The organism is Pseudomonas sp. HAR-UPW-AIA-41 (genome assembly GCF_002304225.1).
GTDB lineage: Bacteria > Pseudomonadota > Gammaproteobacteria > Pseudomonadales > Pseudomonadaceae > Aquipseudomonas.
The window spans coordinates 15654-31724 of the sequence record NZ_NSLB01000014.1 but is presented as its reverse complement, the minus strand read 5'-3'; the positions used below and the strand labels follow the sequence as shown (position 1 = coordinate 31724).

Genomic DNA, 16071 nt, shown 5'->3' with positions numbered 1-16071 from the left:
CGGATTCTATGATGGGCCCAGACTGCCGGAGAGCCCCCATGCCCCTTCCTTCTCTGCAAGAACAACTGGCCGCGCTGATTGCCGCGCCTTCGGTGAGCTGCACCCAGGCAAAACTGGATCAGTCCAACCGTGCGGTGGTCGAGCAGCTGGCCGGCTGGCTCGGTGATCTGGGTTTCACCTGCGAACTGCAGGAGGTCCAGCCCGGCAAGTTCAACCTGCTCGCCAGTCGCGGGCAGGGCAGCGGCGGCCTGGTGCTGGCCGGTCACACCGATACTGTGCCGTACAACGACAGTCTGTGGCAGAGCGACCCGCTGCGCCTCACCGAGCGTGACGGGCGCTTCTACGGTTTGGGCGTGTGCGACATGAAGGGCTTCTTTCCGCTGGTGATCGAGGCGCTGCAGGGCGGTTTGCTCGATCAGCCGTGGCGGCAGCCGCTGCTGATTCTGGCGACCTGCGATGAGGAAAGCTCGATGTCCGGTGCCCGTGCTCTGGCCGACAGCCGGCGCAGCATTGGCCGCGCGGCGGTGATCGGCGAGCCGACCGGCCTCAGGCCGATCCGCCTGCACAAGGGCGTGATGATGGAGCGCATCGATATCCTCGGGCAGAGCGGCCATTCCTCCAATCCGCAACTTGGCCGCAGCGCGCTGGAGGCCATGCATGACGCCATGGGGGAGCTGCAGGGGTTGCGCCGGCAGTGGCAGGCCGAGTTCAGCAATGCCCAGTTCAGCGTGCCGCAGCCGACGCTGAATTTCGGCTGCATCCATGGCGGCGACAACCCCAACCGTATCTGCGGTCAGTGCAGTCTGGAGTTCGACCTGCGGCCGTTGCCGGGCATGGACCCCGAGTGGCTGCGCGCGGCGATCCGCGAGAAGCTGACGCCTCTGGCCGAGCGGCATCGCGTGCAGATCGACTACGGCCCGATCTTCCCCGGCGTGCCGCCGTTCGAGCAGGAGGCGGACAGCGAGCTGGTGCAGCTGGCCGAGCGCCTTACTGGCTTTACGGCCGAAGCGGTGGCCTTTGGCACCGAAGCCCCGTATCTTCAGCAACTTGGCTGCGAAACCCTGATTCTGGGGCCGGGCGACATCGACTGCGCCCACCAGCCGGACGAATACCTGGATCTGGCGCGCATTGCCCCGACCGTACAGCTGTTGCGCCAGCTGATCCGCCATTACTGTTTGTGACCATTGCCACTGATCACTGGAGCCTGCGCCTGATGCTGCTGCGACGATCCTGACCGCGCCCTGCGCCCTTGCCGAGCAAGGTGCGCCCACTGCTTGCCCGTTCACTTCGCACAGGTTTTTGCCGCATGCACGACTACGTCAACTGGCTCCGTCACGCCACGCCTTACATCAATTCCCACCGCGACTGCACCTTCGTCATCATGCTGCCGGGCGAGGCCATCGAGGATGGCAACTTCGGCAATATCGTTCACGACCTGGTGCTGCTGCACAGCCTGGGCGTACGCTTGGTGCTGGTGCACGGCTCGCGCCCGCAGATCGAGACGCGCCTGAACGAGCGTGGCATTCGCGCGCACTTTCACCGCACCCTGCGCATCACCGACGGGCGACCCTGGATTGCGTGATCGATGCCGTCGGCCAGCTGCGCATCGCCATCGAAGCGCGCCTGTCGATGGACATGGCCTCTTCGCCGATGCAGGGTTCGCGGTTGCGCGTGGCCAGCGGCAACTTCGTCACCGCGCGGCCGATCGGCGTGGTCGATGGCGTCGACTACCATCACACCGGCGAGGTACGCCGCATCGACCGGCGTGGCATCAACCGCCTGCTCGACGAGCGCAGCATCGTGCTGCTGTCGCCGCTGGGCTATTCGCCCACCGGGGAAATCTTCAACCTCGCCTGCGAGGATGTCGCCACCCGCGCTGCCATTGATCTGGGGGCCGACAAGCTGGTGCTGTTCGGCGCCGAACAGGGCCTGCTCGACGAGCAGGGCAAGCTGATCCGCGAGATGCGCCCGCAGCAGGTGCCGGCGCACCTGGCGCGGCTGGGCGACAGCTATCAGGGCGAGCTGCTGGATGCGGCTGCTCAGGCCTGCCGCGGCGGGGTCAAGCGCAGCCACCTGGTCAGCTATCAGGAGAACGGCTCGCTGCTCACCGAGCTGTTCACCCGCGACGGTGGCGGCACCCTGGTCGATCAGGAACAGTTCGAGCAATTGCGCGAGGCGACTATCGAGGACGTCGGCGGCCTGATCGACCTGATTACCCCGCTGGAAGAGCAGGGCATTCTGGTGCGCCGTTCGCGCGAGGTGCTGGAGCGGGAGATCGAGCAGTTCAGCATCGTCGAACGCGACGGCCTGATCATTGCCTGCGCCGCGCTGTACCCGATTGCCGACTCGCAGACCGGTGAGCTGGCCTGTCTGGCGGTCAGCGGCGATTACCGGCATGGCGGTCGCGGCGACGAGCTGCTCGAGCGCATCGAGGCGCGGGCCCGTGCGCTGGGGCTCAAGACCCTGATCGTGCTCACCACCCGCACCGCGCACTGGTTCCAGGAGCGTGGCTTCGAGCCGAGCAGTGTCGAGCGCCTGCCGGCGGCACGGGCTTCGCTGTACAACTACCAGCGCAACTCGAAGATCTTCGAAAAGGCCCTGTAGGCCGGAAAGAATGAAAAAGGGCCGCGATTGCGGCCCTTTTTCTTGCAGTTCGGTAAGTGCGGGTCAGGCGCTGCGACGCTGGTGCAGGGTGCTCTGTTCGAGGCCGTCGTCCCAGCCCGCTTCCCAGGCGGCGGCGAGCACATCCGGCAGGGCGGGCTGGCCCGACTGGCTGCCGGTGAGGCCGGCCATATAGCCCTGCTGGTAGGCCTTGTTCAGGCTTTCCAGGCTCCAGTCGCGGTCTTGGTGGGTGTCGGCGGCCGTCATGGCGGGATACCGTCCGGGTTGATGCTGGAAGGTTAATCCCTGTTTGGCGCGCTGGCATGCCGGTCGTCCCCGGCGAACGGTCGAGTTGGCGGATTTGTGACGCAGCCCGCGCTTGGCCGGCAAGCGCGGGTAAAGCTTTGAATTTATTGGCGCCAATCAGTTGGCGATGTGCGTGATGCTGGCCTGGTAGGCCGCAACGAAACTGTCGAAATCGCCCTGCTCCTGTTGCTCCAGGGCAGCCTGCTCGGCCAGTGACTGGCTGGCCATTTCGCTGAACAGGCGTTGCTGTTCGGCATCCAGCGGGGCGCTGCGCAGCTGGCCGGTGTGCGCCTGGCTCTGGCGCAGGGCGAAGATGCGGAAGCTTTCGCCGGTGCTCTGCAGTTCCGCCAGGATGCGCGCCGACGGCGTCAGTTGCGGGTCATCGACCTTGGCCTGTTGCTGGGTCAGCGCCTGCTGGTAGGCCTGACCTCCGTGGGCGCGGTCGAGCAGCTGGGCAATCGGCGCGAAGGCGGCGAGCAGCTCCGCGGCCCACTGGCGCAATTCCACCGCCTGGCCGTTGCGCTGCAGTTGCAGGCCGGGGCGACGCCCTTCCTTGACCGTGGTGAGGAAGTTCTCGGTACAGCTGCAGCACTCGTTGCCGGCCAGCTTGGGGCTGTCCTGCAGGGCGCAGAAGAGGATGAAGGTGTCGAGGAAGCGTGCCTGATCCAGGTCGATGCCCAGCGGCAGGTAGGGGTTGATGTCCAGGCAGCGTACTTCGACGTACTGCACGCCGCGGGACATCAGTGCCTGGATCGGTCGTTCGCCCGAGTAGGTCACGCGTTTGGGGCGGATGCTCGAGTAGTACTCGTTCTCGATCTGGATGATGTTGGTGTTCAGTTGCTGCCACTGGCCGGTGGCGTCCTTGGTGCCCAGCTCGGCGTAGGCCGGGTAGGGCGTGGCCACGGCGGTGCGCAGGCTGTCGGTGTAACTGGCCAGATCGTTGTAGCAGGGGGTGAGGTCCGACTGGGCGCTGCTCTGGTAGCCCAGATCGCTCATCCGCAGGCTGGTGGCCCAGGGCAGGTACAGGGTGTCGGCATCCAGCTGCTGCAGCTGGTGCGGCCGGCCGCGCAGGAAGCTGGCGTCCAGTGCCGGCGAGGCGCCGAACAGGTACATCAGCAGCCAGCTGTAGCGGCGGAAGTTGCGGATCAGGGCGATGTAGCTGGCCGACTGGAAGTCGCGCCCGCTCTGGGTATCGCCGTCCAGCTGCTGCAGCAGCGGCCACAGGCCTTCGGCCAGGCTGAAGTTGTAATGGATGCCGGCGATGCACTGCATGGTCTTGCCGTAGCGCAGGGCCAGGCCCTGACGGTAGACGTACTTGAGGCGGCCGATATTGGAGCTGCCGTAGCGGGCAATCGGGATGTCCGCCTCATCCGGCAGCAGGCCGGGCATCGAAGGGCTCCACAGGTATTCGTCCTGCAGCTGGCTGCAGGCGAAGCGGTGGATGCGCTCGAGATCGCTGAGGGTGTCCTCGACCCGCGGCTCGGCCGGGGTGATGAACTCCAGCAGGGCTTCGGAGTAGTCGGTGGTGATCTGCGGGTGAGTCAGTGCCGAGCCTAGGGCGCGCGGGTGCTCGCTCTGGGCCAGTTGGCCGCGGGCGTCGACGCGCAGGGTTTCGCGCTCAATGCCATGCAGGCACTGGGTCAGCAGCGGCAGGTTGGCCGGCTCGCCGAGCAGTGCCAGGCGGCGGGAAAACAGATCGCTCACGGTGAAGTCCTTAACCCGGTTGGCCGACCAATATGGGGGCGTGGTGGTGATGCTACAAGGGGGCGTTGACTTGGAGGTATCAGTATCGCCAAGTCTGACGATTCTGCCTGCCGCCGGTTACAGGCGGGCGAAGGTCGCCAGGGTCTTCAGGATCAGCTTGTCGCCCTGACGGATTTCGGCCTCCAGCACCAGCGTACGACGCCCGCTGTGCAGAATGCTGGCGTGGCAGTCGACCTCGCCATCGTCCACCGCGCGGATGAAGTTGAGCTTGGCTTCCACCGTCACGCAGGGTTCGTCGGCGCCGAAGCGCTCGAAGCAGGCCAGGCCCATGGCGGTATCCGCCAGGGCCATCAGCGCGCCGCCATGCAGCTTGCCGGAGAGGTTGCGCAGCTCGGCGCGCACCGGCATGCGCAGGTGCACCTGACCGCCCTCGGCGCTTACCAGGCTGATGCCCAGATGCTGGCTGAAGGCACTGCCGGCGAACCCCTCGGGCAGGCTCATTTCTTCAGTTGCTTGGCGTTGGCGAACAGCGCGGCCATGCCGGCATTGGCCGGGGCCGGCTTGTCCTGCGCCGAGTGGCGCTCGGTGCGCGGCGTGTTGCCACGGTTGCCGCCGCGCGGGCCTTCGGTCTTCTCGCCGGGTGTGTCACTCATGCGCATGGACAGGCCGACGCGGTTGCGCGGGATGTCCACTTCCATGACCTTGACCTTGACGATATCGCCGGCCTTGACCACCTCGTACGGGTCTTTGACGAACCTCTCGGAGAGTGCCGAGATGTGCACCAGACCGTCCTGATGCACGCCGATATCGATGAAGGCGCCGAAGTTGGTGACGTTGGTCACCACGCCTTCGAGCACCATGCCCGGCTTGAGGTCCTTGAGGCTTTCCACGCCTTCCTGGAACTCGGCGGTCTTGAACTCCGGACGCGGGTCGCGGCCGGGCTTGTCGAGTTCCTTGAGGATGTCGGTGACGGTCGGCAGGCCGAAGGTTTCGTCGGTGAACTGCTTGGGGTCGAGGCGCTTGAGGAAGCCCGAATCGCCGATCAGCGAGCGGATGTCGCGGCCCGTGGTCTGGGCGATGCGCTGCACCAGCGGATAGGTTTCCGGGTGCACGGCGGAGGCGTCCAGCGGGTTGTCGCCGTTCATCACGCGCAGGAAGCCGGCGGCCTGCTCGAAGGTCTTGTCGCCCAGGCGCGGCACCTTGAGCAGCTCGGCGCGGCTCTTGAAGGCGCCGTTGGCATCGCGGAATGCCACGATGTTCTGCGCCAGGGTCGCATTGAGGCCGGAGATGCGCGCCAGCAGGGCGGCGGAAGCGGTGTTCACATCGACGCCGACGGCGTTCACGCAGTCTTCCACCACCGCATCCAGCGAGCGGGCCAGCTTCAGCTGGGACACGTCATGCTGGTACTGGCCGACACCGATGGATTTCGGGTCGATCTTCACCAGCTCGGCCAGCGGGTCCTGCAGGCGGCGGGCGATGGACACGGCGCCGCGCAGGGAAACGTCCAGTTCGGGGAATTCCCGCGCGGCCATTTCGGAGGCCGAATACACCGAGGCGCCGGCCTCGCTGACCATGATCTTGGTCATCTTCAGCTGCGGGCAGAGCTTGATCAGGTCGATGGCCAGCTTGTCGGTCTCGCGGCTGGCGGTGCCGTTGCCGATGGCGATCAGGTCGACATTGTGCTTGGCGCAGAGCTTGGCCAGCACGGCGAGGGTGCCGTTCCAGTCATTCTTCGGTGCGTGCGGGTAGACGGTGGCGGTATCCAGCAGCTTGCCGGTGGCATCGACCACGGCCACCTTGCAGCCAGTGCGCAGGCCCGGGTCGAGGCCGAGGGTGGCGCGCGGGCCGGCCGGTGCGGCCAGCAGCAGGTCATGCAGGTTGCGGGCGAAGACGTTGATCGCCTCGGTCTCGGCGCTGTCGCGCAGCTCGCCGAGCAGATCGGTTTCCAGATGGGTGTAGAGCTTGACCTTCCAGGTCCAGCGCACCACTTCGCTCAGCCATTTGTCGGCGGGCCGGCCCTGCTGCTGGATGCCGAAGCGCTCGGCGATCATCAGCTCGCACGGATGGCTGGTGCCCGGCAGCTCCTCGCCCACCTTCAGCGCCACGCTGAGGATGCCCTCGTTGCGGCCGCGGAAGATGGCCAGCGCACGGTGCGAGGGCGTATTGCGCAGCACTTCGTCGTGCTCGAAGTAGTCGCTGAACTTGGCGCCTTCGACTTCCTTTCCCGGAACCAGGCGGGCGCTGAGGGTCGCTTCCTGCTTGAGAAAACCGCGCAGTTTTTCCAGCAGACTGGCGTCTTCGGCGAAGCGCTCCATGAGGATGTACTTGGCGCCTTCGAGCACGGCCTTGGTGTCGGCAAAGCCTTTGTCGGCATCGATGTAACGGGCAGCCTCGCTTTCCGGGTTCAGTCCGGGGTTGCCGAACAGCGCATCGGCCAGCTCGCCGAGGCCGGCTTCCAGGGCGATCTGGCCCTTGGTGCGGCGCTTCTGCTTGTAGGGCAGGTAGAGGTCTTCCAGCCGGGTCTTGGTATCGGCTTCGAGAATGTCGCGCTTGAGTTCGCCGGTCAGCTTGCCCTGCTCCTCGATGCTGGCGAGGATGGCCGCGCGGCGCTCGTCCAGCTCGCGCAGGTAGCGCAGGCGCTCTTCCAGGGTACGCAGCTGGGTGTCGTCGAGGCTGCCGGTCACTTCCTTGCGGTAGCGGGCGATAAAGGGCACGGTCGAGCCCTCGTCGAGCAGGGCCACGGCGGCGGCGACCTGTTGTGGCAGCACGCGGCTGGCGGAAACGGCGGAGAGCTCTTCGGCGATACGGACGTTGATGCTGTTCATGGGTCTACCTGAGGCGCAGGGCGTGCCTGCCTGACTAAGCGGCGCATTATAAACACCGCCCGCAGGCAGGCTGGGAAGCTGGCAGGGGAAAAATCTGCTAACAATGCCTGCCACGGACCGGCACGGCGCTGAGTCATAATGGCCGCACGAAAACTTGGAGGTTCCATGGCCCCGCATACCCAGCCTGAAGGCGAAAAGATTCTCGTAGTGGATGACGACGCCCGCCTGCGTCGCCTGCTGGAGCGCTTCCTCGAGGAGCAGGGCTACCGCGTGCGCGCGGTGGAAAACGTCGAACAGATGGACCGACTGCTGGCGCGTGAGCTGTTCAATCTGGTGGTGCTCGACCTGATGCTGCCGGGTGAAGACGGCATGTCCGCCTGTCACCGTCTGCGCGAATCGGGCAATCAGATCCCGATCATCATGCTCACCGCCAAGGGTGACGAAGGCAGCCGCATCCAGGGTTTGGAGCAGGGCGCCGACGATTACCTGGCCAAGCCGTTCAATCCGCGTGAACTGCTGGCCCGGATCAAGGCCGTGCTGCGCCGTCAGGCGCCGGTGGTGCCAGGCGCGCCCGGCAGCGAGGACGAGGTGGTGACCTTCGGCGAGTACGAACTGTCGCTGGCGACCCGTGAGCTGAAGAAGGGCGACGAGGTCAACATGCTCACCACCGGCGAGTTCGCCGTGCTCAAGGCGCTGGTGCAACACGCCCGCGAACCGCTGACCCGCGACAAGCTGATGAGCCTGGCTCGTGGTCGTGAGTGGGACGCGCTTGAGCGCTCCATCGACGTACAGATTTCCCGTCTGCGGCGGATGATCGAGCCCGATCCGTCCAAGCCGCGTTACATCCAGACCGTATGGGGCGTGGGTTACGTGTTCGTGCCGGATGGCAACAAGTGATCCGGACGCGTGGCTGAATGAAAACCCCGCTGTGGTTCCCGCAAAGCTTCTTCGCCCGCACCCTGTGGCTGGTGCTGATCGTCGTGCTGTTCTCCAAGGCGCTGACCCTCGTTTATCTGATGATGAACGAGGACGTGCTGGTCGATCGTCAGTACAGCCACGGCGCGGCGCTGACCCTGCGTGCCTACTGGGCCGCCGACGAGCATGCGCGCGAGGAAATCGGCAAGGTCGCCGGTCTGGTACGAGTGGCCCCGGCGGATGTGCCGGCCGGTGAACAGCACTGGCCGTACACGGAAATTTTCGAGCGGCAGATGCAGGCCGAGCTGGGCGAAGGCACCGAGGTGCGGGTGCGCGTGCACAGTGGCCCCGCGCTCTGGGTGCACGCACCGGCTTTGGGCCCCGAGTGGCTGAAGGTGCCGCTGTATCCGCACCCGCTGCGTGGTCAGCGCATCTGGAGCGTGCTGGGCTGGTTCATCGGCATCGGTCTGCTGTCGACGGCCGCGGCCTGGATCTTCGTGCGTCAGCTCAATGCGCCGCTCAAGCGTCTGGTCTTCGCCACCCGCCAGCTGGGGCAGGGGCGCAGCGTGCGGCTGCCCGTCACCGATACGCCCAGTGAAATGACCGAGGTGTACCGCTCCTTCAACCAGATGGCCGAGGGGCTCGAGCAGGCGGCGCGCGAGCGCGAGCTGATGCTTGCTGGGGTGTCCCATGACCTGCGCACGCCACTGACCCGCCTGCGCCTGTCGCTGGAGCTGATGAGCAGCGATGCCGAGCTGACGGACGATATGGTTCGCGATATCGAGGACATGGACGCCATCCTCGACCAGTTCCTCGCCTTTATCCGCGATGGCAGCGACGAGCCGGCCGAGGAGATAGACCTGCTGGCGCTGATCCATGAAGTGGTGGCGCCCTACAACCAGAAGCAGGAGCAGGTGCGCCTGTGTCTGGAAGAGTTGCCGCTGATTGCCCTGCGGCGGGTATCGATGAAGCGCCTGCTCACCAACCTGATCGAGAACGCCCTGCGCTATGCCGGTAATGCCGTGGAAGTGGCCGCCTCGCTGGCCGGCGACTCTTCGGCGCCTTACGTGGTGATCAGCGTGCTGGATCGTGGTCCCGGCATCGCGCCGGAAGAAATGGGAGAGATCTTTAACCCGTTCATCCGTGGTGACCGCGCCCGGGGTGGCAAGGGCACCGGTCTGGGGCTGGCCATCGTCAAGCGCATTGCTTCCCTGCATGGCGGCAGCGTCGAGTTGCGCAACCGCGCCGGCGGCGGCATGGAAGCGCGGGTGTGTCTGCCGCTGGGTCTGCTGCTGCCTCGCGACGCGGCCTAGCAGGCTGCTAAAGGAGGAACGGTCAGCCGCGCCCCTTTGTGCGGGTCTGACCGGGCTCGGCGTTCTTTTCCAGGTATTCGATGATGATGCTGGCGACATCCTTGCCGGTGGTGGTCTCGATGCCTTCCAGGCCGGGCGAGGAGTTCACCTCCATCACCAGCGGGCCGTGGTGGGAGCGCAGAATGTCCACCCCGGCCACCGACAGGCCCATGACCTTGGCGGCGCGGATGGCGGTCATGCGTTCTTCCGGGGTGATCTTGATCAGGCTGGCTGAACCGCCGCGATGCAGGTTGGAGCGGAATTCCCCGGGCTTGGCCTGACGCTTCATCGAGGCGATTACCTTGTCGCCGACCACGAAACAGCGGATGTCGGCGCCGCCGGCCTCCTTGATGTATTCCTGCACCATGATGTTCTGCTTGAGGCCCATGAAGGCCTCGATCACCGATTCCGCCGCCTTCTCCGTTTCGCACAGCACCACGCCGATGCCCTGGGTGCCTTCCAGCACCTTGATCACCAGCGGCGCGCCGTTGACCATCTGGATCAGGTCGGGAATATCGTCCGGCGAGTGGGCAAAGCCGGTCACCGGCAGGCCGATGCCCTTGCGCGAGAGCAGTTGCAGCGAGCGCAGCTTATCGCGCGAGCGAGTGATGGCCACCGACTCGTTGAGCGGAAAAACCCCCTGCATCTCGAACTGGCGCAGCACGGCGCAGCCGTAGAAGGTGACCGAGGCGCCGATGCGCGGGATCACCGCGTCGAAGCCTTCCAGCGGGCGGCCGCGGTAGTGGATCTGCGGCTTGTGGCTGGCGATGTTCATATAGGCGCGCAGGGTATCGATCACCTGCACTTCATGGCCGCGCTGGGTGCCGGCTTCCACCAGGCGACGGGTTGAATACAGGCGCGGGTTGCGCGACAGGATGGCGATCTTCATGGGGCACCGGAGGGTTTGCGCAACAGGGGTTTGTCTTGTACGTAGGTCAGCGCCGGGTTGACCACCAACTGGCCATCCACCAGCGCCTTGGAGCCGAGCAGTACGCGGTAACGCATGTGCTTGCGGCAGGCCAGGGTGAATTCCACCGGCCAGCTGCGGTCGCCCATGGCGAGCAGGCAGCGGATCACATAACGGCTCTGTGCCTGGCCATTAGAGCTCTTGATGGTCTTGATCGTCACAACCGGCGCTTCGCAACGGTGCGGGCGCTGCACCAGCGTGCCGAGGTGGGCAGTGAAGCGTACCCACTCGGCGCCGTCGCGCTCGAAGGGCTGGATATCGCTGGCGTGCAGGGTCGAGGTGCTGGCGCCGGTATCGATCTTGGCGCGCAGGCCGATCATGCCCAGGTCGGGCAGGTTGATCCATTCGCGCAGGCCAATCACGGCCAGTTGGTCGAAAGTCTTCACGGCAGGCATTCCGCAACAGGTCGCAGGATTCTGGGGAATCAATGTGACAACTGTATCAGGCAAAATGCCGGGTGTTTTCCCCGGATTGACGAGCACGGCATGAGTGACAAAGACGCGAAAGACGACAAGGTCCGCCTGGACAAGTGGCTGTGGGCGGCGCGCTTCTACAAGACCCGGGCGCTGGCCAAGGAGGCCATCGAGGGCGGCAAGGTGCATCACCGGGGCGAGCGCTGCAAACCCGGCAAGGAGCCTAAAGTCGGCGACGAATACGTGATTCGCACGGGGTTCGACGAGCGCACGGTGGTTGTCCGCGCGCTGTCGGTGGTGCGCCGTGGCGCGCCCGAGGCACAGCTGCTGTATGAGGAAACCGCCGAGAGCGTGCTACGCCGCGAGCAGGCCGCCGCGCTGCGCAAGGCCGGTGCGCTGGGCGTGCAGACCGATGGCCGGCCGAGCAAGAAGCAGCGCCGCCAGCTCAGTGCCTTTCATGACGATCACTGACCGATAGTGTTTGCCCGCGCCGGCGATAGACAACTGGCGCTTGGTCGCACCGGGCTTTGCCCCTAAAATCGCCAGCCCAGAATGACTGCAGCCCTGACCGCCATGTCCGATTTTTCCCAGCGTTTCCTCTTCGACGACACCGACGTGCGCGGTGAGTTGGTTGCCCTGCGTGACAGCTACCAGCACGTACTGGCCAAGCACAGCTACCCGGCGCCGGTCGCCGAACTGCTGGGCGAAATGCTGGCGGCGGCCGCTCTGCTGGTCGGCACCCTGAAGTTCGACGGCTTGCTGGTGATGCAGGCGCGCAGCGAAGGTCCCGTGCCGCTGCTGATGGTCGAGTGCTCCAGCGAGCGTGAAGTGCGTGCGATTGCCCGTTATGACGCTGAGCAGGTGCAGCCCGGTGACGGCCTGAACCAGCTGATGCCGGACGGCACCCTGATGCTCACCGTCGATCCGCGTCAGGGTCAGCGCTATCAGGGCATTGTGGCGCTGGAAGGCGCCAACCTGGCCGAATGCCTGTCTGGCTACTTCGCTAACTCCGAGCAGCTGCCAACCCGCTTCTGGCTGCAGGCCGATGGACGCGTGGCGCGCGGCATGCTGCTGCAGGCACTGCCGGCCGACCGTCTGAAAGATCCGGAAGAGCGGGCCGCCAACTGGCAGCACCTCACTACCCTGGCCGACTCCCTGACTGCCGAGGAGTTGCTTGGCCTGGACAACCCCACCGTGCTGCACCGCCTCTATCACCAGGAACAGGTACGTCTGTTCGACGAGCAACCTCTGGTGTTCCGCTGCAGCTGCTCACGCGAGCGTTCGGCCAGCGCGCTGGTCAGCCTGGGCGAAGAAGACGCCCAGCAACTGGTGGTGGAACAGGGCGGTTCGATCAGCATCGACTGCCAGTTCTGCAACCAGAAGTACCTGTTTGACGCCGCCGACATCGCCCAGCTGTTCGCCGGCGGCGGCAGCGAGCCGCCTGCGCAGACCAAGCACTGACGAGCTTATTCCGCTCTTCTGACGCCTTGATGCCGGATTTGTGAGCTTGTTCTGGCGAGCAGGTCTGGTCGATAAGAGGGGACAGATTTATTTTCGGTCGATGCATGGCCGGTAAATAAATCTGTCCCCTTTTTTATTCACTTTATTATTTTCTGGTGGCGGCAATATTTCTGCGCAGCAAATTACACGAGTGGGCACGCCGGCAGGCTTGAATGCAGCAGAAGTAGATGCTTTGAGTAAGCTGGATTCACTGGATAGCACCAAGGCAGGGGAGCTTCGCGAAACGGTCTCCAACAGCTATTTTGAGCGAAATGGTTTTGCGCCACTCGACGGCAAATGCGGTGCGGGCAACTGCTTTGATGGGGTTTATATCAAGGGCAATCAGGTGATTATCAACGAGGTCAAGCCGCTACAGGCGAATGGGTCGATTAAGTTGAGCGGGGGTAATGAAGGAACTGGCTTGAAGACGCAAATGTCCGATGAGTGGATAGTGAGCAGGGTACGGGCACTCAGAGCTACAAAAGATCCGGTCAAGGTACAATTGGCAGATCAAATCATGGCAGCCAAAGACGCAGGAAAGCTAACGACCGTTGTTTCTGGTGTTAATAGCAACGGCATGGTCATCGTGAAGGTGAAACCATGAGTGAGCTCAAGGAGACGCGTGAAGAATGGTTGACGCAAGTAGTTAACTTACAGAATGACCATTCAAAAGAGCAGCTAGCAAAGGATGTCGCTAACTACCATCAATTAAAGTGGGGTTGTGTGCTCTCTTCTGCTTCATCTTTACCAAGATACCGTGGCCTTAAGTCTTTTTTCGTTGAAAACGATATACACGGTTTGAAACAGCACTTCTACGTAGCCTGCAAGCTCTTGATAGCCTGCCAAAAAGAGGCTGAAACTTGCGACTTCCCCTTTTCTGGTTACGAGCCATTTTTATACGGTTTGCTCAGCGACAGCCCCGAAATCTTCGACTGGCTGATCCATGCTGAACTCAAAGATAAAGATGACGTCAAGACGCCGCATTTCCATTGGCACCAATTCCAACTGGTGCTGCGCCGCGACGATGACGCCTTGCGCGAGACCATTGCCCTGGTTGCAAAAAAAGGCCGCAAGCACGACAAGGCGCTGGCTCAAGCCGGGCAGGACTTCTTTTCTTTGTTGCTCAAGCAAGACAAAGAGGGCTTGCAAGCATTGATTGAGAACCAAGCCAAGATCAAATCGGTCAACGAGCTTGAAGGACAGTTTTTGGCTGGCTTTGCCGTTGTCCACGCCAAGCTGTGCTGGTGCCGGGGCATTGAAGTTCAAATTCAAAACCCCTTGGTACCCATGGAGCTGCTGCCGGTTGAGCCGTTGGATTCTTATGATGTGGAGTACGATTTTCTGCGGCCAGAGTGGACTCCGCCGCCTCCGCCGGGCTTGCTGTCCAAGTTCAAGCGCTTGCTCTCCAGGAAAGAGTAAGCAAGTCAAAAAAGGGGGGCAGATTTATTTTTTTGCACGCCGTTGCTTGGCTAGGCTGAGAGCTTCTGCGAAGTGATGGCAGGGGTATGCCACGGGTCGGCGTGTTGTGGCTGTATTGGCCGCACTCTCTGGCCTGGCGTGCGCACAAGCGGCAGGTGGTGTCTGTCGTTGGGGCGTCCTCTCTTTTCTGGATGGCCCAATGAAGTATTCGCCTGAGCCCGCTGATCAAGCTGAATCGCCCTTCAACGTGACGGGAAGCTTAAATACACGATGAAATATTTTGGCTTTTTTGTGTTTGCCGCGCTTGGTTTTATCGCCCAACCAGCATTGGCTAATTATCCCTGCCCGGGTGGCCCCGGGCCTGGGGAGCAGCAGATCGGTGTTGGCGGTGGCTCCCATGGAATTGCCGCTGTTCCTTTGTGCGTGGCTACAGGTGGCGGGGCTGATAGCGGTGGCGGCGGTGGGTATGCCGGCTATAGCTGTTACGGCTGCAATATTTTTGCCGACCCCGCCCCGCCCAGTTACGACGCCATGAACAGCGCCATCAATGAGCAGGCGAGCAGAAACGCAGAAGCCCAGAAGCAGATGCTCGAAGCCGAAGCCAAACTGCAAAAGCTGGAAGCGGATCCCGATTACCAGCGGTACAAGCGGGGTGAGTGGAGATTTTTCCAGGCCAAGAAAGATTCGGCTCCCGGGGACAATTGCGTTGCGATGTGGAGCAAAGAGGGTGGCGCGGTCAGTATTGTCGGCCCCGGAAAAGTCTATCAGGGCGGGATGCTGATCTTCTGGAGTGCGGATATTCCCACGCCATCGAGCACGCAGACTGTGGCGGTGACACTGAAGCAGTCCAAGTATCAGCCGCAGTCGGTGAATGCGTTGAACTTTTCGGTACCGAATATTCCGGCGGGAGCGATCGGCCTGACTGTGCCGAACATCGACGCGGCGCTGAACACCATGCTGGATGTTGAGCATTTCATCGTTGAGATGGACGGCCGCGCTGTTGCAGATATCGACTGGACCGATGGCCTGGCCGCGCGCGCCAGGCTGCATCAGTGCGTCAGCAAGCGCTAGTGGCCTGGAACTGTTGGCAACAGTGCAACGGGGGTGTTTCCCTACCTTGCCTTGATGGCCTATTTCACCGGGCGATCCGACAACAGTTCCCGCAATAGCTGTAATGCCAGGTCGATATTCCGGTCCATCTGGTCGCCCTTCAACGCCTCTGCGCGCCAGGAGTCGGGAGCTTCGGGGTGGGGGCCGGAAACGGCCACCTTGCCCGCGCCGAAAGTGCTCATCAGTGCGGCCAGTTGGCGATCTTCAAAGTAGGCCAGCCTGGTCACGCTCTCCGGGCTCTCGGCCAGGGCGAAGCTCGGTCCGGCCTGGTAGTACATCTGGCGGGTCTCGCCGAGCCAGGTGACCGGATAGATCTTCGCTTCGAAGTCTTGGTCGTAACCGTCCGATTGCGCGGGGACAAGCGCCAGGCCTTCGACAAAACGATCCTCTTCCGGCCAGCCAAGGGAGGCGAGGTAGGCGCCGCCGCAGATTCCCAGGTATCGCCCGCCCTGACTCAGATAGGTTTTCAGCGTGGTGCGCAGCGCCGGCGTGAAGCGTTGCAGGAGCGGCTCTACGTCATCATCGGTGCCGCCAATAATGAACACCCTGGCATCACCCAGCTGGGTCGGGAGGTCATCCAGATTGGCGATGTATCGAACCGTCAGGCCCAACTGCTGCACGACGCTGCTGATCGCCTCGGTGCTGGCCTGATCAGCCGTCGGGCCGTTGTAGATCAGCGCATAGGGCTCTCTCGCCGGAGCGGGAGAGGCCGTCAGGAATCCGCTTATCAGCAGGCCTAAAAGTAATGAGCCCAGACGTGCTGCCATCCTGGTCATTGCATTTCCTTTTCGTCAGTTGAGTTTGTTTGTCAGTGGCGGCAGATCCTGCCTTGTTTTTCACGCTCTGGCGCAGGGAGCAATTTACCCTCCATGGCGAAACCCTGCGCCTTATCCCTGATGCAGGCTTTCTATCGATGCCATCGGTATTTATCACGTGACCTGTGCAGGGTTCTTGGGCAA

15 protein-coding genes and 1 pseudogene are annotated in these 16071 nt (G+C 63.4%); 9 read left to right on the top strand and 7 right to left on the bottom strand.

Features of this window, described 5'->3' with window-relative positions:
• Positions 1-38: 38 nt before the first annotated feature.
• Both argE and argA read left to right on the top strand, forming a co-directional pair.
• Positions 39-1181: an acetylornithine deacetylase gene (gene argE / locus CK486_RS16800; protein WP_095941458.1), complete on the top strand. Its 1143-nt coding sequence runs from the start codon at positions 39-41 to the stop codon at positions 1179-1181.
• Positions 1182-1306: 125 nt separating this feature from the next.
• Positions 1307-2604 (top strand): annotated as a pseudogene (argA, locus tag CK486_RS16795) (amino-acid N-acetyltransferase).
• A 63-nt stretch (positions 2605-2667) separates the two neighbouring features.
• Here argA and rmf read toward each other — a convergent pair.
• The 4 genes from rmf to CK486_RS16775 form a co-directional block, all read right to left on the bottom strand.
• Positions 2668-2868, bottom strand: a complete 201-nt coding sequence (rmf, locus tag CK486_RS16790) for a ribosome modulation factor (RefSeq protein ID WP_095941457.1) — start codon at positions 2866-2868, stop codon at positions 2668-2670.
• Positions 2869-3024: 156 nt separating this feature from the next.
• Complete coding sequence (gshA, locus tag CK486_RS16785; RefSeq protein ID WP_095941456.1) at positions 3025-4611, bottom strand: glutamate--cysteine ligase; 1587 nt, start codon at positions 4609-4611, stop codon at positions 3025-3027.
• A 117-nt stretch (positions 4612-4728) separates the two neighbouring features.
• The gene (locus CK486_RS16780; protein WP_095941455.1) at positions 4729-5112 is read right to left on the bottom strand and encodes a PaaI family thioesterase; all 384 of its coding nucleotides are present in this window, start codon (positions 5110-5112) and stop codon (positions 4729-4731) included.
• Complete coding sequence (locus tag CK486_RS16775; protein ID WP_095941454.1) at positions 5109-7436, bottom strand: Tex family protein; 2328 nt, start codon at positions 7434-7436, stop codon at positions 5109-5111. Before CK486_RS16775 ends, CK486_RS16780 begins: the two co-directional genes overlap by 4 nt.
• Before the next feature lie 165 nt (positions 7437-7601).
• Here CK486_RS16775 and ompR point away from each other — a divergent pair, with 165 nt between their 5' ends.
• Complete coding sequence (gene ompR, locus CK486_RS16770; protein WP_095941453.1) at positions 7602-8333, top strand: two-component system response regulator OmpR; 732 nt, start codon at positions 7602-7604, stop codon at positions 8331-8333.
• Positions 8334-8350: 17 nt separating this feature from the next.
• Entirely contained in the window at positions 8351-9664 is a 1314-nt protein-coding gene (locus tag CK486_RS16765) for an ATP-binding protein (RefSeq protein WP_095941452.1), read from the top strand.
• 22 nt (positions 9665-9686) lie between these two features.
• Here the strand turns inward: CK486_RS16765 and rimK are convergent, their stop codons facing one another.
• Positions 9687-10592: a 30S ribosomal protein S6--L-glutamate ligase gene (rimK, locus tag CK486_RS16760; RefSeq protein WP_095941451.1), complete on the bottom strand. Its 906-nt coding sequence runs from the start codon at positions 10590-10592 to the stop codon at positions 9687-9689.
• Positions 10589-11056 carry an ATP-dependent zinc protease gene (locus CK486_RS16755; RefSeq protein WP_095941466.1) on the bottom strand — a complete coding sequence of 156 codons (468 nt, stop codon included), beginning with the start codon at positions 11054-11056 and terminating at the stop codon, positions 10589-10591. Before CK486_RS16755 ends, rimK begins: the two co-directional genes overlap by 4 nt.
• A 99-nt stretch (positions 11057-11155) precedes the next feature.
• Here CK486_RS16755 and CK486_RS16750 point away from each other — a divergent pair, with 99 nt between their 5' ends.
• The 5 genes from CK486_RS16750 to CK486_RS16730 all read left to right on the top strand — a co-directional run bounded on the left by CK486_RS16750 (position 11156) and on the right by CK486_RS16730 (position 15073).
• On the top strand, positions 11156-11554 hold the full coding sequence (locus tag CK486_RS16750) for an RNA-binding S4 domain-containing protein (protein WP_095941450.1): 399 nt from the start codon (positions 11156-11158) through the stop codon (positions 11552-11554).
• Positions 11555-11656: 102 nt separating this feature from the next.
• Positions 11657-12544, top strand: coding sequence for an Hsp33 family molecular chaperone HslO (gene hslO / locus CK486_RS16745; RefSeq protein WP_095941449.1), 888 nt, complete (start codon positions 11657-11659; stop codon positions 12542-12544).
• Positions 12545-12734: 190 nt separating this feature from the next.
• A complete protein-coding gene (locus CK486_RS16740; protein WP_176481740.1) occupies positions 12735-13187 on the top strand; it encodes a hypothetical protein in 453 nt (150 codons plus the stop codon).
• Entirely contained in the window at positions 13184-14002 is an 819-nt protein-coding gene (locus CK486_RS16735) for an Imm49 family immunity protein (protein ID WP_095941447.1), read from the top strand. The genes CK486_RS16740 and CK486_RS16735 overlap by 4 nt, the downstream gene beginning before the upstream one ends.
• Positions 14003-14272: 270 nt before the next feature.
• Entirely contained in the window at positions 14273-15073 is an 801-nt protein-coding gene (locus CK486_RS16730) for a hypothetical protein (RefSeq protein WP_141248925.1), read from the top strand.
• Positions 15074-15132: 59 nt separating this feature from the next.
• Here the strand turns inward: CK486_RS16730 and CK486_RS16725 are convergent, their stop codons facing one another.
• On the bottom strand, positions 15133-15888 hold the full coding sequence (locus CK486_RS16725) for a BPL-N domain-containing protein (protein ID WP_095941445.1): 756 nt from the start codon (positions 15886-15888) through the stop codon (positions 15133-15135).
• Positions 15889-16071 lie beyond the last annotated feature (183 nt).